25 protein-coding genes are annotated in these 19,450 nt (G+C 66.0%); 16 read left to right on the top strand and 9 right to left on the bottom strand.

Annotated elements, in window-relative coordinates:
* Window positions 1–343 precede the first annotated feature (343 nt).
* On the top strand, window positions 344–604 hold the full coding sequence (locus tag FRF71_RS07615) for a GlsB/YeaQ/YmgE family stress response membrane protein (RefSeq protein WP_147090044.1): 261 nt from the start codon (window positions 344–346) through the stop codon (window positions 602–604).
* A gap of 1 nt (window position 605) precedes the next feature.
* Window positions 606–878, top strand: a complete 273-nt coding sequence (locus FRF71_RS07610; RefSeq protein WP_147090043.1) for a hypothetical protein — start codon at window positions 606–608, stop codon at window positions 876–878.
* Here the strand turns inward: FRF71_RS07610 and FRF71_RS07605 are convergent.
* The gene (locus tag FRF71_RS07605) at window positions 875–1,756 is read right to left on the bottom strand and encodes an alpha/beta hydrolase (protein ID WP_147090042.1); all 882 of its coding nucleotides are present in this window, start codon (window positions 1,754–1,756) and stop codon (window positions 875–877) included. The two genes, FRF71_RS07610 and FRF71_RS07605, sit on opposite strands and share 4 nt — an antisense overlap.
* A 187-nt stretch (window positions 1,757–1,943) precedes the next feature.
* Between FRF71_RS07605 and FRF71_RS07600 the strand changes: the two genes are divergently transcribed.
* A complete protein-coding gene (locus FRF71_RS07600) occupies window positions 1,944–2,123 on the top strand; it encodes a hypothetical protein (protein ID WP_147090041.1) in 180 nt (59 codons plus the stop codon).
* 119 nt (window positions 2,124–2,242) lie between these two features.
* Here FRF71_RS07600 and nadB read toward each other — a convergent pair whose 3' ends face one another.
* The 3 genes from nadB to FRF71_RS07585 are packed head-to-tail and all read right to left on the bottom strand — an operon-like array spanning window position 2,243 to window position 5,214.
* Window positions 2,243–3,817, bottom strand: coding sequence for an L-aspartate oxidase (nadB, locus tag FRF71_RS07595; protein WP_147090040.1), 1,575 nt, complete (start codon window positions 3,815–3,817; stop codon window positions 2,243–2,245).
* Window positions 3,814–4,209 carry an endonuclease domain-containing protein gene (locus tag FRF71_RS07590; RefSeq protein WP_147090039.1) on the bottom strand — a complete coding sequence of 132 codons (396 nt, stop codon included), beginning with the start codon at window positions 4,207–4,209 and terminating at the stop codon, window positions 3,814–3,816. The genes nadB and FRF71_RS07590 overlap by 4 nt, the downstream gene beginning before the upstream one ends.
* Before the next feature lie 57 nt (window positions 4,210–4,266).
* Window positions 4,267–5,214: an ABC transporter ATP-binding protein gene (locus FRF71_RS07585; RefSeq protein ID WP_147090038.1), complete on the bottom strand. Its 948-nt coding sequence runs from the start codon at window positions 5,212–5,214 to the stop codon at window positions 4,267–4,269.
* A gap of 147 nt (window positions 5,215–5,361) precedes the next feature.
* Between FRF71_RS07585 and FRF71_RS07580 the strand changes: the two genes are divergently transcribed.
* The 7 genes from FRF71_RS07580 to FRF71_RS07550 all read left to right on the top strand — a co-directional run bounded on the left by FRF71_RS07580 (window position 5,362) and on the right by FRF71_RS07550 (window position 10,657).
* Window positions 5,362–5,961: a DUF4402 domain-containing protein gene (locus FRF71_RS07580; protein WP_161597905.1), complete on the top strand. Its 600-nt coding sequence runs from the start codon at window positions 5,362–5,364 to the stop codon at window positions 5,959–5,961.
* Between the two features lie 39 nt (window positions 5,962–6,000).
* Window positions 6,001–6,234 (top strand): zinc-finger domain-containing protein, encoded by a 234-nt coding sequence (locus tag FRF71_RS07575; RefSeq protein WP_147090036.1) that lies wholly within the window; start codon window positions 6,001–6,003, stop codon window positions 6,232–6,234.
* Between the two features lie 18 nt (window positions 6,235–6,252).
* Entirely contained in the window at window positions 6,253–7,683 is a 1,431-nt protein-coding gene (gene tldD, locus FRF71_RS07570; protein WP_147090035.1) for a metalloprotease TldD, read from the top strand.
* Between the two features lie 62 nt (window positions 7,684–7,745).
* On the top strand, window positions 7,746–8,150 hold the full coding sequence (locus FRF71_RS07565) for a hypothetical protein (protein WP_147090034.1): 405 nt from the start codon (window positions 7,746–7,748) through the stop codon (window positions 8,148–8,150).
* A 3-nt stretch (window positions 8,151–8,153) separates the two neighbouring features.
* Entirely contained in the window at window positions 8,154–8,708 is a 555-nt protein-coding gene (locus tag FRF71_RS07560) for a DUF924 family protein (protein WP_147090033.1), read from the top strand.
* A gap of 69 nt (window positions 8,709–8,777) precedes the next feature.
* Complete coding sequence (locus FRF71_RS07555) at window positions 8,778–10,016, top strand: cytochrome P450 (protein ID WP_147090032.1); 1,239 nt, start codon at window positions 8,778–8,780, stop codon at window positions 10,014–10,016.
* Window positions 10,016–10,657 carry a TetR/AcrR family transcriptional regulator gene (locus FRF71_RS07550; RefSeq protein ID WP_147090031.1) on the top strand — a complete coding sequence of 214 codons (642 nt, stop codon included), beginning with the start codon at window positions 10,016–10,018 and terminating at the stop codon, window positions 10,655–10,657. The genes FRF71_RS07555 and FRF71_RS07550 overlap by 1 nt, the downstream gene beginning before the upstream one ends.
* 56 nt (window positions 10,658–10,713) lie before the next feature.
* On the opposite strand, the gene FRF71_RS07545 is transcribed toward FRF71_RS07550, so the two are convergent.
* Entirely contained in the window at window positions 10,714–11,202 is a 489-nt protein-coding gene (locus tag FRF71_RS07545; RefSeq protein ID WP_147090030.1) for a GFA family protein, read from the bottom strand.
* Between the two features lie 71 nt (window positions 11,203–11,273).
* On the opposite strand from FRF71_RS07545, the gene FRF71_RS07540 reads away from it, so the two are divergent.
* From FRF71_RS07540 to FRF71_RS07530, 3 genes are read left to right on the top strand one after another with little or no spacing between them, the layout of a single operon-like run.
* Complete coding sequence (locus FRF71_RS07540) at window positions 11,274–12,239, top strand: oxidoreductase (RefSeq protein WP_147090029.1); 966 nt, start codon at window positions 11,274–11,276, stop codon at window positions 12,237–12,239.
* 24 nt (window positions 12,240–12,263) lie between these two features.
* Window positions 12,264–12,680 (top strand): DoxX family protein, encoded by a 417-nt coding sequence (locus FRF71_RS07535; RefSeq protein ID WP_147090028.1) that lies wholly within the window; start codon window positions 12,264–12,266, stop codon window positions 12,678–12,680.
* A complete protein-coding gene (locus tag FRF71_RS07530; protein ID WP_147090027.1) occupies window positions 12,677–13,168 on the top strand; it encodes an asparaginase domain-containing protein in 492 nt (163 codons plus the stop codon). Before FRF71_RS07535 ends, FRF71_RS07530 begins: the two co-directional genes overlap by 4 nt.
* Here FRF71_RS07530 and FRF71_RS07525 read toward each other — a convergent pair whose 3' ends face one another.
* The 3 genes from FRF71_RS07525 to FRF71_RS07515 all read right to left on the bottom strand — a co-directional run bounded on the left by FRF71_RS07525 (window position 13,169) and on the right by FRF71_RS07515 (window position 16,826).
* Window positions 13,169–13,444: a helix-turn-helix domain-containing protein gene (locus tag FRF71_RS07525; protein ID WP_147090026.1), complete on the bottom strand. Its 276-nt coding sequence runs from the start codon at window positions 13,442–13,444 to the stop codon at window positions 13,169–13,171.
* A 110-nt stretch (window positions 13,445–13,554) separates the two neighbouring features.
* Window positions 13,555–14,790, bottom strand: a complete 1,236-nt coding sequence (locus FRF71_RS07520; protein ID WP_147090025.1) for an MFS transporter — start codon at window positions 14,788–14,790, stop codon at window positions 13,555–13,557.
* A gap of 68 nt (window positions 14,791–14,858) precedes the next feature.
* A complete protein-coding gene (locus FRF71_RS07515) occupies window positions 14,859–16,826 on the bottom strand; it encodes an AfsR/SARP family transcriptional regulator (protein WP_161597904.1) in 1,968 nt (655 codons plus the stop codon).
* 170 nt (window positions 16,827–16,996) lie between these two features.
* Between FRF71_RS07515 and FRF71_RS07510 the strand changes: the two genes are divergently transcribed.
* The 3 genes from FRF71_RS07510 (at window position 16,997) to FRF71_RS07500 (ending at window position 18,220) form a co-directional block, all read left to right on the top strand.
* On the top strand, window positions 16,997–17,599 hold the full coding sequence (locus FRF71_RS07510) for an outer membrane protein (RefSeq protein ID WP_161597903.1): 603 nt from the start codon (window positions 16,997–16,999) through the stop codon (window positions 17,597–17,599).
* 77 nt (window positions 17,600–17,676) lie between these two features.
* Complete coding sequence (locus FRF71_RS07505) at window positions 17,677–17,940, top strand: hypothetical protein (protein ID WP_147090022.1); 264 nt, start codon at window positions 17,677–17,679, stop codon at window positions 17,938–17,940.
* 4 nt (window positions 17,941–17,944) lie between these two features.
* Window positions 17,945–18,220: a hypothetical protein gene (locus FRF71_RS07500; RefSeq protein ID WP_147090021.1), complete on the top strand. Its 276-nt coding sequence runs from the start codon at window positions 17,945–17,947 to the stop codon at window positions 18,218–18,220.
* 8 nt (window positions 18,221–18,228) lie between these two features.
* On the opposite strand, the gene FRF71_RS07495 is transcribed toward FRF71_RS07500, so the two are convergent.
* Window positions 18,229–19,443: an FAD-binding domain-containing protein gene (locus tag FRF71_RS07495; protein WP_147090020.1), complete on the bottom strand. Its 1,215-nt coding sequence runs from the start codon at window positions 19,441–19,443 to the stop codon at window positions 18,229–18,231.
* Between the last annotated feature and the right edge of the window lie 7 nt (window positions 19,444–19,450).

Genomic DNA, 19,450 nt, shown 5'->3' with positions numbered 1-19,450 from the left:
CTTGTCGCACGTATTGAGCCAAATCTAGGTCTAGAGGTCCCCCCGAGTGCCGGACCACAACCTATAGTGCCCAATCGCGAATCAGGCGCAAGAGGGTAAATCGCCTGTTCATCTTCCGGGGCGGCGCGGCGCGGTGCCGACGGGCCTTGCGCATTGCAGCGACGCGCGGGAATTCCGCCACTGGTGTGACGCGCAAGAGTCAAAGTGAATCTGTGAAAAAATTTTTGTCCGGGGAGAGGGCTTCGCGCGGCTTGACTAACGATAGAATCGGGCCCCGCAACGAACTTGCGCGGCGGCGCTTTGCGGTTAGTCTGGCCCCCCTATCCGGAGGAGCCAGACCACCATGCTGAATATCATCGGGATTATCTTCTCAGGCCTGTTCGTGGGCGTGCTGGCGCGCTTCTTTTACCCTGGCGCAGTCGACATGGGTTTCTGGATGACCAGCCTGCTGGGCGTGGGCGGCGCGCTGGTGGTCGGCCTGCTGGGATCGATGAGCAACGGCCAGGGCATCGGCGAAGGCTTCAACCGCGCCGGCTGCTTTTCCTCGATCCTGGGCGCGATGCTGCTGATCTTTGTCGGGCGGCAGCTGGGCTGGGGGTTTTGAGGTGGCAAGGCTCACCCAGGCGATCGACCGGCTCGATGTTTTGGCAGAGCGCTATCGCCGGCCGATCTCGTTCTTGAGCGCGCTGCTGTTTGCGCTGAGCTGCGCGACCTGGGCCGGCTTCATCCGCTGGCCGGATTTCGAACTGCTGAGCGAACGGCAAGCCGTGTTGATCAGCACCGGCTGGAACGCAATCTGGTGGGGCCTGCTAAACCCCCGGATCATGCGCCGCCGGGCCGAGCGCGCCGCCGCGACCGAAGCGAGCACCCCGGCCTAACGCGCCACGCCCGCAATCGCATCGGCCACTTCGTCAACCAGTTCGAGCGGCAGGTCATGGCCCATGCCGGGGATCTCGTGCAGTCGCGCGCCCGGAATGTGCGCGGCGGTATCGCGGCCGCCTTCCACGCGGACCAAGGGATCGTCGACCCCGTGGATCACCAGCGCCGGCGCCGTCACCTTCTTCAATCGCTCCCGCCGGCAGCCATCATCGATGATTGCGGCGAGCTGGCGGCCAGCCCCGGTCGGGTGGAAACTGCGCTGCAAATCACGGGTGATCCGCTCGGTCAGCCGCTCCTCGGGTGCCGGGTAGGCCGGGCTACCGATTGCGCGGGCGATGTTGATCACGTGCGGCACGATCTGATCGAGCGAGGCGTTGGTGGGCGGCGGGGTGGTCAGCGCCTTGAACGCCTCGGGCTTGGCGGGCGGGACGCGGCGATTGCCGGTGGTCGACATGATCGAGGTGAGCGAGAGCGTACGCTCAGGATAGGTCGCCGCGACCAGCTGCGCGATCATCCCGCCCATCGAGGCACCAACGATGTGCGCCTTGGCGATCCCCAGTGCATCGAGCAGGCCAACCGCATCGGCCGCCATGTCGGTCAGCCGGTAGGGCAGCCTGGGCCTGAGGCCGAACAGCCGCATCAGCACCACCTTGCGGACATTGGGCACGCCATGTTCGGTGAACTTGGTCGAGAGGCCGATATCGCGATTGTCATAACGGATCACGTGATAGCCGCGCGCCACCAATGCCTCGACCAGCTCGATCGGCCAGAGCGTCAACTGCGCGCCCAGCCCCATGATGAGCAGCAGCGGCGGGTTGGCCGGATCGCCATAACGCTCAACCTCTAGGCTGACTCCGTTGGCAGTGACTTGTGGCATGCAGCCTCCCTTCAAGGTCCTGTTCTGACAATTAGAATGGCGGATTTCCGCCATTTGTGTACGCTATAGTGCCGATTTTTCCGTCCCGCGCCAGCCCCGATTGGGCGTTAACCACGGAACGATGCCCCCATGGTCCGGTTACCTTCACATCCCGCAGCAACGGCGGGAAACTTGAAAGGACAGGATGATGGCAAACCAGAACCAGGGCGACAAGCAGGGCGGCCAGCGCCAGGCTGGCGGTCAGCAGGCCGGTGGCCAGGGTGGCAGCACCCGCCAGGGTCAGGGCGGCGGCATGGGCGGCGGCTCGAAGCAGGGCGGCCAGTCCGGCGGCCAGGACGACAAGGGCGGAAGCAAAGGCGGCCGCTAGGTCGCAGTACACGCCCGACAGTGCCGGCACACCCCACCGGCCAGCAGGGGCCGTCTCCGATGGAGGCGGCCCTTTGCTTCGCCCGTTACGCCCGCGAATGCGGACTGGCGCCAGGATGATTACGGCACCAGCACCGTATCGCGCGCGTGGGGCAGCATTTCCGGGTAATCGAGCGTGAAGTGCAGCCCGCGGCTCTCCTTGCGCTCCAGCGCAGAGCGGACAATCAGTTCCGCGCATTGCAGCAGGTTGCGCAGTTCGATCAGGTCGGTCGAGACGCGGAAGTGGCCGTAGTAATCGCCCACTTCCTCCATCAGCAGCTTGATCCGGTGCGCCGCGCGTTCCAGCCGCTTGGTGGTGCGGACGATGCCAACGTAGTTCCACATGAAGCGGCGGATCTCGGTCCAGTTCTGCTGGATGATCACTTCCTCGTCGCTGTCGGTAACGCGGCTTTCGTCCCAGGCGCGGACCGGCGGCGGGGCCGCGAACTCCTCCCACCGCGCCAGGATGTCGGCCGCAGCCGCCTCGCCGAAAACGAAGCATTCAAGCAGGCTGTTTGAAGCCAGGCGGTTGGCCCCGTGGAGACCGCTTTCGGTGCATTCGCCGGCGGCGTAGAGGCCGGGCAGGTCAGTCCGGCCATGAAGGTCGATCACGATCCCGCCGCACGTATAGTGCTGCGCCGGTACGACCGGGATCGGCTGCGTGGTCATGTCGATGCCAAGACCGAGCAGCTTTTCATAGATCGTCGGAAAGTGGCCTTTCACGAAATCGGCGGGCTGGTGGCTGATATCGAGGTGGACGTAGCTCAGGCCGTCGCGCTTGATCTCGCTGTCGTTGGCGCGGGCGACAATGTCGCGGGGGGCCAGTTCGGCGCGTTCGTCATAGTCGGGCATGTAGCGGTGCCCGGTCTTGGGGTTGAGCAGCCGTCCGCCCTCGCCGCGCACCGCCTCGGTGATCAGGAAGTTCTTGACCTCCAGGTTGTAGAGGCAGGTTGGGTGGAACTGCATCATTTCCATGTTGGCAACGCGGCAACCCGCGCGCCAGGCCATCGCGATCCCGTCGCCGGTCGCGCCGCGCGGCGCGGTGCTGAACTGGTAGACACGCCCCGCCCCGCCGGTGGCCAGGATTGTCGCCCGGGCAGTATGCGCCTCAACCGTGCCAGTCTGCTCATTGAGCGCATAGACGCCCCAGACCCGGCCCGAGCCCGAATAGCGCTCTTCGTGCCGCCCGGTGATCAGATCGATGCAGGCGCGGTGCGGCAGCAGGGTGACATTGGGATGAGCCTCGGCCGCGCGCAGCAGGGCATCGAGCACGGCGCGCCCGGTGGCATCGTCGACATGGACGATCCGGCGGTGGCTGTGGCCGCCCTCGCGGGTGAGGTGGAGATCTGGCCCTTCGGTATTGAACGGCACACCCAGCTCGACCAGCCGGTTGATCGCATGGGGGGCCTGCTCGATCACGAATTCGACCGTCTCGCGGCGGTTGAGGCCGGCCCCGGCCACCATGGTGTCGCGAATATGGTTCTCGAAGGTGTCACCGGCATCAAGCACCGCAGCGATCCCGCCCTGGGCCCAGGCAGTCGACCCGCCGTCAATCGCGCCTTTTGCAAGGACCAGGACCTTGACCTGTTCCGCCAGCTCAAGCGCCGCCGTCAGCCCCGCCGCGCCCGAGCCGACTATGATGACGTCGTGGTTCATAGTCCCCCCTCCCGCTTGCGGGAGGGGTCGGGGGTGGGCCCTTCGCCAAGCACGAGTGAAATTGCCGAGATCACGCCCGCGACATTACCCAGCACATCGGCATTCGAAAAATGAAGCACCTGGTATCCTGCCCGCTTGAGGTAGCCGTCACGCTGAAGATCGCGCTGTGGCTGAACGTCGTGCGAAAATCCATCCAGCTCGACAATCAGCATTCGTTCGCGGCACAGGAAATCAGCGAAGAACGGTCCAACTGGCATCTGGCGGCTAAACTTCACGCCAAGCTGCGATCGGGCGAGGTATAGCCAAAGCAACCGCTCCGCTGGGGTTGCTGCGCGTCTAAGTTCGCGGGCCCGGGTGGTGTTGCGCACCTTGAAGTTGCCATAGCTTGCCAAGGGCCCACCCCTAACCCCTCCCGCAAGCGGGAGGGGGACTCAAGGCGTCTTGGCTGTTCACGCGGCCTGGGCCGCGCTGCTGGTCAGGGTAACGAAGACGTCTTCCAGATCGGCCTCGCGGGTGCTGACATCGACGATGCCAAAGCCCATGGCCTGAACCAGCGAGAGCACTTCGCCGGCGTTGCTGCGGTCCTTGTCGTAGGTGATCTCCAGCGTGTGATCGCCGGTCTTCTCGCACTTGATTATCGCCGGGTGGGCCGGGCATTCGGCGGCCGGCTTGTCGACCGTCACCACCACCACCTTCTCGCGCGCCATTTCGACCAGTTCGCGGGTCGGTTTGTTGGCGATCAGTTCACCATGGTTGATGATGGCGATGCGGTCGCACAGCTCCTCGGCCTCTTCGAGGTAATGGGTGGTCAGCACCACGGTGACCCCCTGCGCGTTGAGGTCGCTGACCAGTTCCCACAGCTGACGGCGCAGTTCGACGTCGACCCCGGCCGTCGGCTCGTCCAGCACGATCACCGGCGGCTGGTGGACCAGCGCCTTGGCGATCAGCAGGCGGCGCTTCATGCCGCCCGACAGGGTGCGGGAATAGGCATTGGCCTTGTCCGAGAGGTGGACCTGGCCGAGCAGCTCCAGGCTGCGCCGCGCGGCCTTGGGCACGCCATAGAGCCCGGCCTGGATATCCAGCACTTCGACCGGCGTGAAGAACGGATCGAAGACAATCTCCTGCGGCACGATGCCGATCGCACGCTTGGCGTTGCGCGGGTCCTTGTCGATATCGAAGCCCCAGATTTCCGCTGTCCCGCTGGTCTTCATTACCAGGCCAGCCAAAATGTTGATCAGCGTCGACTTGCCGGCGCCATTCGGGCCGAGCAGGCCGAAGATCTCGCCCTGCGGCACGTCGAAGGACACGCCCTTCAGTGCCAGTTTACCTTCCCCCTGACCGGCAGGGGCGTAACGCTTGACGAGGTCGTGGATGCGAATGGCGGCAGGCTGTTCCATGAACGCGCTCTTGCGGCAGGATTCCGCGAACGTAAAGCCCTGCGAAAGGCCGCTGCCCGCTGCCGGCTTAGGTACCAGTCCCTAACGGCTTGTTTACCATGTTCGTCCAGCATGGCGTTAAGCGGAGCCGGACTAAGGGAAAACACGATGTTTCGGGGGACTACCAACAGAAAGCCGGTTGTACGGCTGTTGCGCACGCTTGGCGCCGTGCCGGTGCTTGCGCTTGCAGCGCTTGCCGCCAACCCTGCGCAGGCCCAGCGCGTGTCCGCCAGTGGTGCTTCGACGGCGACAGTTGTGGCCCCGCTGGCGCTGCTTGTGAACCAGTCGCTGAACTTCGGCCGCGTCGCGCCTGGCAATGCCGCAGCAACCGTCACGCTCAACCCCGATACCCAGGTCTGCACCACCACTGGTCCGATCGTTCGGACCGGCGTCTGCCAGCCGGCCGAGTTCAGCGGGATGGGCACGCGGCGGATGACCGTGCGGATCCAGATGCCCTCAACGATTACCCTGACCCGGGTCGGCGGAACACAGACCATGACGGTCAACAACCTGGTGCTCGACACCACACCCGACCTCCAGTTCCTGGGCGGCAACGGCAATGGCCTGGGCAATGGCAACCGCCGCTACGAGATTGTGCCGACCAACGGGATCTTCGATTTCCGGATTGGCGGCCGGCTCAACGTTGGGGCGAACCAGCTGGGCGGGGTCTACAACGGAACCTTCGTGGTCACCGTTCAGTACCAGTAGTCTGGAAATGCGCGCGCGCGCCTGCTAGGGGGCGGGTCCATGAGCAACCAGCCCGAAACCGCAATCGTCACCACCACCCGCGTTTCCTGCGACGGCGCCAAGGATATCCGTGGCGGCGCAGCGCTGGGCCATCCGCGCGTCTGGCTGGAGATCGACGAGCGCGGCTATGTCGATTGCGGCTATTGCGACAAGCGCTTTGTGCTGCAGGGCGGCCCGGCCGACGGCGCAGACCAATCGCAGCTGGATGACGTGGCCTCTGGCGCCAGCCGCTAGTCACCCTATATCGGTGCGATGACCACCGATCCGCGCGCCCTGCTCTATCGCCAGCTCGATCCCGCCCAGGCCCAGGCCATCACCCGCGAGGCGCTGGAGCGCTGCGACGATGGCGAGCTGTTCCTGCAATATACCGCGAGCGAGACCTTCGGGTTCGATGATGGCCGGCTGAAGACGGCCGACTATTCGCGCGAGGCCGGCTTCGGCCTGCGCGGCGTGTCGGGCGAGATGACCGGCTTTGCCCACGCCAACGAGATCAGCGCCGAGGCAATCCGCCGCGCCGGGCAGACCCTGGCCTTGCTCGATCCCGCCGCGAACAAGCTGGCCGCCCCGCCGCGCGCCAGCAACCGCAAGCTCTATACCGATGCCTCGCCGCTCGACCTGATCCCCTTTGCCGAGAAGGTGAAGCTGCTGGAAATGATCGACGCCGCCGCCCGCGCCCGCGATCCGCGCGTGGTGCAGGTTTCGGCCAGCCTGGCCGCATCGTGGTCTGTGGTCGAGATCGTTCGGCCTGACGGCTTTGTCGCCACCGACATTCGCCCGCTGGTGCGCCTCAATGTCGGGATCGTCGCCGAACAGAACGGTCGGCGTGAGACCGGCAGCTTCGGGATCGGCGGACGGCGGCTCTATGACGATCTGTTCGCGCCCGAAACCTGGGACCGCGCGATCGACAGCGCGCTGGCCCAGGCGCTGGTCAATCTGGAAAGCGTCGCCGCCCCGGCCGGCGAGATGACCGTCCTGCTCGGCCCCGGCTGGCCCGGTGTGCTGCTGCACGAAGCGGTTGGCCACGGCCTCGAAGGCGATTTCAACCGCAAGGGCACCAGCGCCTTTTCCGGCAAGATCGGCCAGCGCGTCGCTGCGCCCGGCGTCACCGTAGTCGATGATGGCACCTTGCTGGGCGTGGGTGGTCAGGGCCGCCGCGGCTCGCTCTCGATCGATGACGAGGGCACGCCGACAGCCGAGACCGTACTGATCGAGGACGGGATCTTGAAAGGTTATATGCAGGACCGGCTCAACGCCCGGCTGATGGGCGTTGAACCCACCGGCAATGGCCGCCGCGAATCGTATGCTCACGCCCCGATGCCGCGCATGACCAATACCTTCATGCCCGCCGGGAACGACGATCCGGCCGAGCTGCTGTCCCGCGTCAAGAAGGGCATCTTCGCCAAGAGCTTTGGCGGCGGGCAGGTCGATATCGTCTCGGGCAAGTTCGTGTTCTCCTGCACCGAGGCCTACCTGGTCGAGAACGGCAAGCTGGGCGCGCCGATCAAGGGCGCGACGCTGATCGGCGACGGACCGACCGTCCTGACCAAGGTGTCCGGCATCGGCAATGACCTGGCGATCGACGAAGGCGTCGGCATCTGCGGCAAGGGCGGCCAGTCGGTCCCGGCCGGGGTTGGCCAGCCGACCCTGCTCGTCGAAGGCCTGACCGTGGGCGGTACGGCCTGATTTGTCAGGTGCAGTTCAGGATCTTGTGTTAGTCTTCCGATCCTGACCTTCGGAGGATCCCAATGCGTGTTCTTGCCTTTGCCCTTGCCGCCACGGCGCTGGTTGCCGGTGGTGCCGCAGTTTCCGCCAAGCCGAAGCTGACCCCGGAACAGCGCCTCGAGAAGCTGCTCGAAGGCCGCACAGCCGGCAAGCCGACCAGCTGCATCTCGCAGAGCGACACGCGCGACCTGGAAATCCTGGATGGCGTGGCGCTGGTCTATCGTTCGGGCACCACGCTCTACGTCAACAAGCCGCGCAACCCGGAAGACCTCGATTCGGACGATATCCTGGTGATCCGTCCGACCGGCAGTCAGCTCTGCCGGCTCGACATGGTCCACACGGTTGATCGCACGGGCCATTTCACCACCGGCTTCATCAATCTGGGCGATTTCGTGCCCTATCGCCGGACCCAGCAGGCCGCGAAGTAAGCTGTGACGGCCGCCCGGCAGGCCTGGGCGGCCGATCTGCTACATTTCTGGTTCCATACACTGCGCCCCCCGCAGTGGTTTGCCCGCGACGACGCCGTTGATGCGGTGCTGCAGCGCCGGTTTGCGCCGCTGCTTACTGGGCTGCCGCGCCAGCCCTTGCGCAAGTTCCTGACTGACCCGCTGACCGCGCTGGCGGCCGTGCTGTTGTTCGATCAGGTGCCGCGCAACAGCTTTCGGGGTAGCCCCCGTGCCTTTGCCACGGACCGCCTTGCGGCGGCGATCACCAGGGCCGTGCTGGCCAAGGGCTGGCACCGCCGCCTCACCCGCACCCAGCGCCAGTTCCTGCTGCTGCCCCTGATGCACAGCGAGGCGATTGCCGACCAGCGCCGGTCGGTTCGCCTGTTTGCCGCCAATGGCGATGCCGGACGCAAGGGCTTTGCCCGCAGCCATTACAGCATGGTCGCGCGCTTTGGCCGCTTCCCGCACCGCAACGCCGCGCTCGGCCGCCGCTCCAGCCCGGCCGAGGCCCGTGCCGTCGCCAGCGGTAACGCCTGGTAGGCTTGACTCGCAGGCCCGATTGCTGCATTTAGGGTGCATACCCTAAAAAGGGCTTGGGAGAGGATAGCCATGGCCACCGCTGCACTTGAACCTGAAGTCGATCCGTTCGACGTCTCGCGCCCCGAAATCTATGCCGAGGACCGGTTTGAAGAGATTTTCCGCCGCCACCGCGCCGAGGCGCCGATCCACTATGTGAAGGATTCGGGGTTCGGACCCTATTGGTCGGTCAGCACTTACAAGCCGATCGTCTATATCGAGGCGCTGCCCAAGATCTTCTCGTCTAGCTGGGACCGCGGCGGGATCGCGATTTCAGGCAACCCAAAGCTGGCCGAAGAATACAACATGCGCGAGCCGATGTTCATCGCGATGGACCCGCCGCAGCACACCGCCCAGCGCCGCACCGTTGCGCCCAGCTTTGGCCCGTCCGAAGTGGCGGCGATGAAGGCCGAATGCGCCGCGCGGACCGGCGAGGTGCTGGATAGCCTACCGATCGGCCAGCCGTTCGACTGGGTCCAGCGCGTCTCGATCGAACTGACCACCGGAATGCTGGCCAAGCTGTTCGGCTATCCCTGGGAACAGCGCCACCACCTGACCGAATGGTCGGACTTTGGCGGCGATGTGGAACTGATCAAGAATCCCGCCACGATCGAGCTGCGGCTCGCCAAGATGCAGGAAATGGGCATGGCCTTTGCCGCGCTGTGGCAGGAACGCATGGCCAATCCGGGCAAGGACCTGATCTCGGTCATGCTCCAGTCTGATGCGATGAAGGAAATGGCGCCCGAGGAATTCATCGGCAACCTGATCCTGCTGATCGTTGGCGGAAATGACACGACCCGCAATTCAATGTCGGCCTATGCCTATGGGCTCAACAAGTATCCGGAAGAGCGCGCCAAGCTGGAAGCCGATCCCGCGCTGATCCCCAATGCGGTGCAGGAACTGATCCGCTGGCAGACGCCTTTGTCGCACATGCGCCGTACTGCGGTGGAGGATACCGAGCTTGATGGCCACCAGATCAAGGCCGGCGATGCCGTGGTGATGTGGTACATCTCTGCCAACCGCGACGAAAGCGTATTCAAGGACGGCGAGCATATCCGCATCGATCGCGAGAACGCCCGCCGCCACCTGTCCTTTGGCTATGGCATCCACCGCTGTGTCGGGGCGCGGGTGGCCGAACTGCAGCTCGTCACCTTGCTGGAGGAAATGGCCAAGCGGCGCCTGCGCGCCAATGTGATCGGTGAGCCGACCCGAGTCCCGGCTTGCTTTGTCCATGGTTACAAGTCGCTAACGGTAGAGCTTTCGCGTTACTGATGCGAACACGGGATCGCATCGTCGTCACCGCACTGCACCTGTTCAACGAAGCAGGCTATGCCGCGGTGACGACGGCCTTGCTGGCCGAACGGCTCGGCATGGCCGAGGGCAACCTGTGGTACCATTTCAAGACCAAGCGCGCCCTGCTTGACGCGATTGGCGAGCGGTTTGCAGCCAGCATCGAGGCACGGCTGGCGCTGCTGCCGGAAGGCGATCCAGTGGCAGGCTACATCCGCCTGCTGCGGGCCATGATGGCCGAGTTCCGTGACTTCCGCTTTCTCTACCGCGATCAGCCGGCCTATGGCGACCACGCCACCCTGATCGCCGAGAACGCGCCGCGCTGGACCCGCGAAACCTTTGCCCAGATCGAAGCGCACCTGGCCGCGCTGGTCGAGGCCGGCCTGCTGAACCTGCCGCGCGAACAGCTGCCCAATCTGGCCATCAACGCCACGATCCTGCTGCGCTTTGGCCTGGAGCATGAGCGCGAGTTGGGCGCGCCTACCGCGAGCGGCACTGGCGCAGTCCGCCGCACGCTGCTGCGTCACCTGACCCTGCTCGAGCACGCGCTGGCCCCAGCGGCAGCGGCCGAGCTGAAGGCCGCGATCGAGGCGATCGAGGCGGAAGAACCGCTGGCGGCGTGATGCCATAACCACTGCCTGCTTCGTCACCCCGGACGTGATCCGGGGTGACGGTGGGCCTATTGCGGCCAGCGCTCCGTATCGTGATCGGGATGCTGGCGGTTGCTGACCTTGATGGCAGCGGCCCAATCGGCCTGGCTCGGCTGCTCCGTCTCGCCAAAATCGGGCACTTGGGCCAGGTCAAAGAACCACGGCATCCGCCCCTCGATCCCGTCGTGCGTCACCGGCTTGAAGGCCGCCGGATCATCGAGCGAGCCTAGCGTGACCGAGACATGGGCCCCAGTGACGTTTTCATAGAACAGCGGCGTCCCGCACTGGCCGCAGAACCCCCGGTCCACTTCGGCCGAGGAACGCCAGCGCGATGGCTGCCCGCGAGTCCAGGCAAGGGCCTCGCGCGGCACGGCGACCAGCGCGGCGAAAAGGCCTCCCACCGCTTTCTGACACATCCGGCAGTGGCACAGGTGGGCATTGTCCATCACCGCGCTGGCGGCATAGCGCAACACCCCGCACTGGCACCCGCCGGTAATCTGCCGCTCGATCCGCTGCATAAAGCCCAAGTCCTTGCAAAGGTTCGGTCGCAGTCTACCCTGCGCGGCAACCCCTGCAACGGAGCATTCGTATGACTACCCCTCAGGCCCCGATCGAATCCCCCTTCGGCTACCGCTCAACCGCGCTGGAAGTCGTCACGGGCCTCGACCTGTCCGGCAAGACCGCCTTCGTCACCGGGGGCTATTCGGGCCTCGGCACCGATATCGTGCGCGCGCTGACTGCAGCGGGGGCGCGGGTGCTGGTCGGGGCACGCCGGCCCGACAAGGCGGCCGAGGATCTGGCCGATGTCGGCGGCTCGGTCGAGATCTTCGAACTGGACCTCTCCGATCCCGCCTCGATCGATGCCTGTGCAGCCGAGGTCGCCAGCCGCACCGACAAGCTCCACATCGTCATCAACAATGCCGCGATCATGGCCTGTCCGCTGGCCCGCGACGCGCGCGGCTATGAAAGCCAGTTTGCCACCAACCACCTGGGTCACTTCCAGCTGACTGCGCGGCTCTGGCCGCTGCTCAAGGCGGCGAACGGCGCGCGGCTGGTCTCGGTCTCATCGATCGGGCATCGCCTCAATGGCCTGTCGGTGGAAGACCCGAACTTCGAGCATCGCGACTATGACAAGTGGCTCGCCTACGGTCAGGCCAAGTCGGCCAACGCGCTCTTTGCCTTGCAGCTCGACAAGCTGGGCGCGGCGCACGGCGTGCGCGCCTTTGCCGTCCACCCCGGCGGGATCGTTACTCCGCTTCAGCGCCACCTGACGATGGACGAGCAGAAAGCGATGGGCTGGTATGACGAACAAGGTAAGGTCAACCCGATGTTCAAGAGCCCGGCCGAGGGTGCTGCCACTGCCACCTGGTGCGCTACTTCACCGCTGCTCGAAGGCCTGGGCGGGGTCTATTGCGAAGACTGCAATGTAGGTGCCATGGTCGGCGATCCGCCGCCACGCGCCAGCGGGGTCTGGCCGCACATCCGCGACGAGGCGCTCGCCGCCGCGCTGTGGGACAAATCCGAAGCGATGACCGGGGTGGCTTTCCGTCCATGATTGGCCGCCCATGATTGGCCGCCCGTGATCCGCACCGCGCTGCGCTGGCTGCTGGCGCTGTTCTATGGCGCGGCGGGGGTGATCCACCTTGCCAATCCGGCCCCGTTCCTGACGATCATGCCGCCCTGGGTGCCCGCGCCCGAACTCGTGGTGCTGCTGACCGGCGTGGCGGAGCTTGCCGGGGCAGTCGGTTTGCTCCAGCCATGGTCGCTGCCGCTGCGCCGCGCCGCCGGATGGGGGCTTGCCGCCTATGCCTTGTGCGTCTGGCCGGCCAATTTCCAGCACCTGCTGAACGATCTGGCGCGCGCCGATGGCGGGCTGGGCCTGGGCTATCATGTGCCGCGGCTTGCTTTCCAGCCGGTGCTGATCTGGCTGGCGCTCTGGGTCTCTGCCGCAACCGACTGGCCGTGGCGGACTGGCAGGGCTAAGGGCGGGACATGACCACAGGCATTCTCGTCCTCACCACCGGCGGCACGATCGACAAGAACTACTTCGATGCGCTTTCGGAATACCAGATCGTTGACAGCGGGATCCCCGCCCTGCTGGCCGAGGCGCGGGTCGCGCTGCCGTTCCGGGTGGTCGAGCTGATGCGCAAGGACAGCCTTGAGCTGACCCAGGCCGACCGCGCGCTGATCGCCAGCGCCGCGCGCGAGGCGCCTGAAAGCCGGATCGTCGTCACCCACGGCACCGATACGATGACGGATACGGCCAAGGTCCTTGCCGCCGAGGTGCCGGGCAAGACGATCTGCCTGACCGGTGCGCTATCGCCCGCCCGCTTTGCCGAGACTGATGCGAACTTCAACCTGGGCATGGCCTTTGCCACGGTCCAGACCGCCGCGCCGGGGGTCTGGATCGCGATGAGTGGGCAGGTGTTCGATGGACTGAAGGTGCGGAAGGACCGCGCAGCGGGGAAGTTCGTTGCGCTCTGACTATTGCGGTGCCAGTTGGCGCCGCAGCGAGGCGACGATGCCTTCGCCATCGAGGCCGACGACCTTGGCATAGGCCTTGGCGAAACCCATGATGTAGATGCGGCTGACGAAGACGGAGAAATCGTCCCGCTCCAGCGCGTGGAGGAAGCGGGTGCTGACCTTGGTCCGCGCGGCCAGATCCTCGATCGACAGGTTGCTGGCGACGCGCGCGCACATCAGCGCCATGCCAACGCTCTCGCTCCTGGCGACCAGGCTATTGTAATCTTCGCGACCCATCTGCTCTCCCTCTCGGAGAAAACACTTATTTTTGAGGCTTTAGCGAATCGCCCCGGGCCTTGTTTACCCTAAGTTATCCACAGGGTCGAATCTTTGCCCTCGGTCGCGGGTCAGCTTTCGAACTGTTTGATTGGCGGGACAACTTTCCACCACCACAGCGCGCCCAGCGCCGGGACCAGGGCAGTCAGCGCGAAGGCCCAGCCATAGCCGCCGAGCCGGTCGATCATCAGTCCGGTCAGCACCGGACCGATGATGCCGGCAGCATTGCCGACCGCGTTCTGCAGCCCGATCCACACCCCCGCAGCGCGCGGGCCTGCAAACATCTGGCCGATCGCGAAGAGGTTGGTCGAGGTCAGCGCGCTGGCGATCCCGGCCAGGACCAGGCAGGCGCCAACCTGCGCAAAGCCATCGGCAAAGAAGACCGCCCCGATCGACACGGCGGCAAGCGCTTGCCCCGCGATCATCATCCGCCGCCGGACCCGTGCCTCATCGGCGCCGCCAGCCACCCACTTGTCAGAGACATGGCCCACCACCAGCGCCATCACCCCTTGCACCGCAAAGCCCAGCGTCGTCAGTATGGTCATGTCGGTAATCGAAAAGTCGCGCGACTTGACGAGGTAGAGCGGCAGCCAGGTCAGCAGGAAATAGAACCCGTAATTGGTGCAGAAGTGCCCGACGCCCATCAGCCAGACCGCGGGCACCCGCATGATCGTCGCCAGCGGCACCGGATCGGCGACCGGCACGCTGACGCTTTGTGTGCGCAGCGGCGCGGCGACATAGTGCCAGGGCACCAGCCAGAGCAGTGTAACCGCGCCAAAGATCCAGAAGATCGGCCGCCAGCCCAGTTCGGCCAGGATCAGGCCGCCACTGAAGGTGCCGACCGCCGGGCCAAATGCCAGCGCGGCAGCCACCATGGCATTGGCATAGCCGCGCCGCGCGGCCGGAACCTCTGCGGCGAAAATCTTCGAGCTACCGGGAAAGGCGATGCTTTCACCCAGCCCCAGGATCAGCCGCAGCACGATCAGCGCCGCGATGCCGTGAACGAAGCCGGTCAACAGCGTCGCCACCGCCCACAGCGCGATCCCGGCGGCGAACATGCGGTAGACGCAGAATCGGTCGCACAGCCAGCCGACGAACAGGCAGAGCGGCGCATAGACCCAGAAGAAGGCCGAGACCGCCGTGCCGAAACCGGTGGCGGAAAGGTCCAGCTCCGCCTTCATCAGCGGCGCGGCAATGCCAATGGCCCCGCGATCGACATAGTTGAGCAGGACCGACAGGCCGATCAGGATCACCAGCCAGTTAAGCCGCGCCGCGCTGATCCGGCTGCCTTGTGCAATGCTTGCCATGTGATCACCCCCCGGTTGCGCAGCAGGCTATCAGCAAACGCACCGTTGGCGAGGAGAAAACACGCAGGCTAGCCTGGCACTCCGCCCAGCCGCAGCGCAGCAAAGTAGCGCTCCTGGCACTCTGGCCGCTCGAAGGGCAGGTGGCGGATGCTCTGGCTGTCGATCCCTTCGGGATAGAGCCGCAGCAGCGCGGCGCGGCGCTGTTCAAGCTGCGCAAGCCCAAGCAGCGCGGCAGTCGCCACCCCGGTCATCAGCGCTGACGGATGGCTTTCCGATCCATCAAGAGCTTCGATCACATAGGCTTCGGCCTGCTCCGCGCTCCCGGCCAGCAGTTCTGCCATGGCGCGTCCGGCCGTCAGCCCCAGCGCATTGCTGGCCAGCGGGTTGAGGCGGGACGAGCGATCGAACATCCGGTGGGCCTCGGCCGCATCGCCGTTCATCGCGTGCATCCAGCCGCCGGTGCTCCAGGCGGTATGCTCGTTCGGGTTGATCGTAATCGCCCGGTTGACCGCCTGCCACGCTGCGGCATGGTCGCGCGCCATGTAGCAGAGTGCCCCGCCGGCGGTTGCCAGCGTACGGGCATCGTCGGCCCCGTGGCGCAGCGCGGCGCGGCTCATCGCGGCGTAGTGGTCGCGCTCGGCTGGCGTGCGGATCCGGTTGGCATAGCTCGCTGCCCAGGGGGCCAAGGCCAGGGCCGGATGAAAGCGCGGATCGAGCGCAATCGCCTGTTCGAAATGGTCCAGCGCGGTGCCAAAGTCGCGCGGGTCGGCGCGGAAGGCTGCGACCACTCCGCGCAGGTAGTGATCATAGGCACTGGCCGATGCGGTCGGGCAGGCAGCGCGGGCGCGCAAAGCCTCCGCCTGGGCGCGCGGCTCCACTTCTACCGCAACCACGCGCGCGGCGGCTTCCTGTAGGTCCCAGACATCGTCGCAGTGTCCCTCCAGTTCGCCTGAGGTGACGATCCGCGCAGTCTGGCCATCGATAGCCCGCCAGCGGAACCGCAAGGTGCCGTCGCGCGTGGCGATCAGGCTGCCGCCAACCAGGATATCGGCCCCGAGCCGCCGCGCGATTTCGACCGGATCGTCGATCACGCCGCGCATCCGGCTGGTCGAAGCGCCGGCAATGGTCACCAGCGACTGGAACCGCGACAAGGCATGGACCAGCCCTTCGAAGAAGCCGTCGGTGACATGGCCGGGGAGCGGCTCCATGCTGAGATCGACCACAGGCAGAACCGCGACCACCGGCGCAGCGCTGGCCCGCTCTGGCAGCGGCGGCGCCGGATCCACCGCGGCCACGGATGTGTCGATCCGGCGGCGCAAGGGCTGGCGCAGCGCCGCGCCCGGGTCGATCCCATTCTGCGCCAGCGCCCGCTCGGCCTGACCCGCCAGCGCTTCGGCATCGCTGCGCCGGCCGAGTTCGACCAGCACCGCGATCAGGCGCTGATAAGCCGCAGCATCGAGCGGATCGAGCGCGATCAGACGTTGCAGCGGTTCGATCTGCGCAGCGGGATTGTCCTCTTGCCGCTCAGCCAGCGCGGTCAGGACCAGTGCCAGCACCGCTTGCGCGCGGTGGCGCTCTGCCACCAGCCAGGCGGCATAGTCCGGGCGGTTGGGCAGATCGGCATCGGCCAGTAGCGGCTCGGGAGACCAGCCGAGGACTGCGGCGAGCGCAACCGCATCAAGACTGCCCAGGTCGTGCGGCAGGCTGCGCAGCGCCAGGGCATCGACCCACAGCCCCGCAGTATCGATCGAGACCTGGTCGCGCTGGGTGCGGACCCGCTCGACCCCGTCGGCCTCCAGCACACCGCGCAGCTTGCTGAGGCTCCAGCGTAGGGCCGCGCGCGGATCGTCGGGCACGTCAAAGAACAGCTCGCAGAGTTGCTGGCGGCTGACCGGGCGGTCGGCCAGCAGCAGATAAGCGAGGATCGCCCGCGTCTTGCGCGATGCGGGCAGCGGCAGGTCGGCCCCATCGAAACTGGCGCGGGTCGATCCAATCAGGCGGATCGCAAGGGTCGAGGCGGCAGGGGCAAGCGGCAAGATCGACGGACCTTTGGCAAAACTCGGATCGATGCGCCCCTTCCAAACGCCATTTGCCGCAATTCAAACGCCGATACAACGCCCGCTCCTTCGCTGGAGCCATCGCCAGCCCGTCATTGGGGCCTCGTCAGCACCCCACCGGGTGCGGAAGACGGACGAAGGACAAGACAATGAAACATGTAATTCCGATAATGCTTGGCGCGGCACTGCTCGCGGCAAGCCCGGCCTGCGCCGAAGACAACAGCTTCGCCGGGCCCTACCTTGGCGTCGAGGCTGGCTATGAGGCCTACCCCGACGACTTCAACGGCGCGATGGTGGGCGGCATTGCCGGCTACAACTGGGCAGCGGGCGACCTGCTGCTGGGGATCGAAGGCCGCTATGCCAAGCCGTTCGCCAATTCGACCCTGGTGACCGAGAACACCGCAGCCACGACCACGGCCAAGGTTTCGCTCAAGCACCAGTTCGGCGGCTCGCTGCGGATCGGCTATCGCCTGTCCGACAACGTTGCGCTGTTCGCCAACGCCGGGGCCGAACGCTTCACGGTCGATGCCACGCGCACCGTCAAGCCGAAGCCGGGCTGCACGCCCAGCCCCACCGCGCCCTGCGCCACCACCGTGACCGATTTCGGCTTTGCCGAAACGCTGTTCACGGCCGGAGCCTCGCTTGAAGTCGGGTTCGGCGAGAACTGGCGCGGGCGGCTGAGCTATCGCTACGGCGATGGCGATGCCTACACCCGCAACACCGCTGCCGTCGCGTTGATCTACGCGTTCTGAGCCGCAGCCAGATTGTGGACCAGGAGCACCCCACCCCCCGCCTCCCGTCCGCAACGAGCGGCCCGGTGATCGTCTGCATGGACGATACGCCGGGCCGCTCACCCCCGCTCACCGACCAGATCGCCGCCCTGGCGCGGCAACTGGCCGGCGATGCCGGGGTGGAAGAGGTCAGCGGCACGACCTGCGTGATCTCGGTCCGGGTCCCGCCCGCCAGTGCGGCCCGATTCCAGTCCGCCCTGGCCCTTGCGGGGGCAAGCTTTTTCGGCCCCTCGGGCGATGGCCTGACGGGCGATTTCCTGGTGGTGATCAATCGCCGCCGCCAGGATCCCATCAAGGAATAAGACGATGAGATCCCTGTTTCCGTTTGTGTTGCTGCTCTGCGCGCTCGGCGGCTTGCAGCCCCTGCTGGCAAGTGCCCCGCCGGATGGTTCTGCGGCTGAGATTCGGCCCGCCACCATGACACCGGCCGAGATCAGCGCCCACAATAAGGCGCTGGACCGCAAGCATCCCGACTATATCCGCTGCCAGCGCGCTGAGGCGACTGGCTCGCTGATTGGAACCAAGCGCACCTGCCGCACCAATGCGCGCTGGGATGCCGCGGCGCTGCGTGGCAAGCGCTGAGGGTCTGTTCAAAGCAGTCGGGGTGCCGCCGGATCAAGCCCCAGCCGGGCGATCACTCCGGGCAGTCTGGTCTTGAGCTTGAAGAAACCCGCAGTCGCCAGTGGCCAGAGCAGATCGTCCCAGGCACGACGAAGCGCAACCAGCCGCGCGCCATCGGCCGCGAGCCGCGCTTCAACAGTGCGCAGTTGCCAGGCGATCAGGCCGACCGGCACCTGTGCGGTCACCAAAGTGGTTTGCCCTTGCTGGGCGAGCCAGGCCGGGATCTCGTTGGCGGTTACTTTAGCGCAATCAACGCCAAAATGTGCTGACGCGCGCGCCGCTGCATCCGCTAGTGCCCCAGCCGAGAAGCGTGCAGCAGGGCTGTCAGGCACCGCGACAGTTGCACCGGGTAGCACCGCAATCGCTTTGATCTCACCCATCAAATCCCAGCTTTCGGGATGCAGGTCTTCCTCGGTCAGCAGCAGCGCGCAGGGGCCGCCATCGTGTCGCGGGGCCAGAGCCAGCGGCGTGACCGGTAGCGGCGGCACATCTTCCGACAGCGGCAGCGCCGCTTCATCAAGCTGACCATAGGGGGCAAACCTGCCACCGGAATTACGGGCGATGTTTTCGGCCCGCGCCAGGTAATGCTTGCCCTGCGTGTGCAGCCCCGCGACCCAGCGCCACGACAGCGTGTTGGAGGCCGGATCGGCATCGAGCAGGTGCTTGTAGAAGAAGTCCGCCCCCAGCTGCCACGGCAGGCGCAGGGTAAAGATCCACACGCTGGCGAACCACATCCTTGCATGGTTGTGGAGCCAGCCGTGGCCCCGCAATTCTTCCACCCAGGCATCGAAGCAGGCGATCCCGGTGGCTCCTTCGGCCGCGCGGGCGAAGCGGCGTTGCAGATGACGATCCGCCTCAAGCTGCGCCTTCAGTGCGATCCGATCTGCATCGAACTGCTCGAGCATGGCAGGACGCAGTTCAAGCCAGCCTTTCCAATAGGTTCGCCAAGCCACTTCCTGAATGAATTTCTCGGCAGCTGTGAAACCGTGCCGGGCCAGGACGGCCGCTACCACCTCTTCTTCGGTGACCAGCCGCCGGCGCAGCCAGGGCGAAAGCGCCGAAACGTTTGAGCGGTCCTGCGGCCCAAAATCGATGTTGCGCCGCTCGGCATAAGCGCGACCTGCGTGGGGCAGGAACTGCGCCAGCCGTTCAAGGCCCGCGGCGCGGGTCGGGATCCATTCCATCAGCGGC

It is taken from the genome of Novosphingobium ginsenosidimutans (assembly GCF_007954425.1).
GTDB classification, from domain to species: Bacteria; Pseudomonadota; Alphaproteobacteria; order Sphingomonadales; family Sphingomonadaceae; genus Novosphingobium; species Novosphingobium ginsenosidimutans.
The sequence above is the reverse complement of the archived record's forward strand: the minus strand, read 5'-3'. Positions and strand labels throughout refer to the sequence as shown.

What these genes read in the sequence shown, in the direction of transcription:
- FRF71_RS07615 (WP_147090044.1), top strand. Translation starts at nt 344, where the DNA reads ATGCTGAATATCATCGGGATTATCTTCTCAGGCCTGTTCGTGGGCGTG.
- FRF71_RS07605 (WP_147090042.1), bottom strand. Translation starts at nt 1,756, where the DNA reads ATGCCACAAGTCACTGCCAACGGAGTCAGCCTAGAGGTTGAGCGTTAT.
- FRF71_RS07600 (WP_147090041.1), top strand. Translation starts at nt 1,944, where the DNA reads ATGGCAAACCAGAACCAGGGCGACAAGCAGGGCGGCCAGCGCCAGGCT.
- nadB (WP_147090040.1), bottom strand. Translation starts at nt 3,817, where the DNA reads ATGAACCACGACGTCATCATAGTCGGCTCGGGCGCGGCGGGGCTGACG.
- FRF71_RS07585 (WP_147090038.1), bottom strand. Translation starts at nt 5,214, where the DNA reads ATGGAACAGCCTGCCGCCATTCGCATCCACGACCTCGTCAAGCGTTAC.
- FRF71_RS07580 (WP_161597905.1), top strand. Translation starts at nt 5,362, where the DNA reads ATGTTTCGGGGGACTACCAACAGAAAGCCGGTTGTACGGCTGTTGCGC.
- FRF71_RS07575 (WP_147090036.1), top strand. Translation starts at nt 6,001, where the DNA reads ATGAGCAACCAGCCCGAAACCGCAATCGTCACCACCACCCGCGTTTCC.
- tldD (WP_147090035.1), top strand. Translation starts at nt 6,253, where the DNA reads ATGACCACCGATCCGCGCGCCCTGCTCTATCGCCAGCTCGATCCCGCC.
- FRF71_RS07565 (WP_147090034.1), top strand. Translation starts at nt 7,746, where the DNA reads ATGCGTGTTCTTGCCTTTGCCCTTGCCGCCACGGCGCTGGTTGCCGGT.
- FRF71_RS07555 (WP_147090032.1), top strand. Translation starts at nt 8,778, where the DNA reads ATGGCCACCGCTGCACTTGAACCTGAAGTCGATCCGTTCGACGTCTCG.
- FRF71_RS07550 (WP_147090031.1), top strand. Translation starts at nt 10,016, where the DNA reads ATGCGAACACGGGATCGCATCGTCGTCACCGCACTGCACCTGTTCAAC.
- FRF71_RS07545 (WP_147090030.1), bottom strand. Translation starts at nt 11,202, where the DNA reads ATGCAGCGGATCGAGCGGCAGATTACCGGCGGGTGCCAGTGCGGGGTG.
- FRF71_RS07540 (WP_147090029.1), top strand. Translation starts at nt 11,274, where the DNA reads ATGACTACCCCTCAGGCCCCGATCGAATCCCCCTTCGGCTACCGCTCA.
- FRF71_RS07530 (WP_147090027.1), top strand. Translation starts at nt 12,677, where the DNA reads ATGACCACAGGCATTCTCGTCCTCACCACCGGCGGCACGATCGACAAG.
- FRF71_RS07525 (WP_147090026.1), bottom strand. Translation starts at nt 13,444, where the DNA reads ATGGGTCGCGAAGATTACAATAGCCTGGTCGCCAGGAGCGAGAGCGTT.
- FRF71_RS07520 (WP_147090025.1), bottom strand. Translation starts at nt 14,790, where the DNA reads ATGGCAAGCATTGCACAAGGCAGCCGGATCAGCGCGGCGCGGCTTAAC.
- FRF71_RS07510 (WP_161597903.1), top strand. Translation starts at nt 16,997, where the DNA reads ATGAAACATGTAATTCCGATAATGCTTGGCGCGGCACTGCTCGCGGCA.
- FRF71_RS07505 (WP_147090022.1), top strand. Translation starts at nt 17,677, where the DNA reads ATGGACGATACGCCGGGCCGCTCACCCCCGCTCACCGACCAGATCGCC.
- FRF71_RS07500 (WP_147090021.1), top strand. Translation starts at nt 17,945, where the DNA reads ATGAGATCCCTGTTTCCGTTTGTGTTGCTGCTCTGCGCGCTCGGCGGC.
- FRF71_RS07495 (WP_147090020.1), bottom strand. Translation starts at nt 19,443, where the DNA reads ATGGAATGGATCCCGACCCGCGCCGCGGGCCTTGAACGGCTGGCGCAG.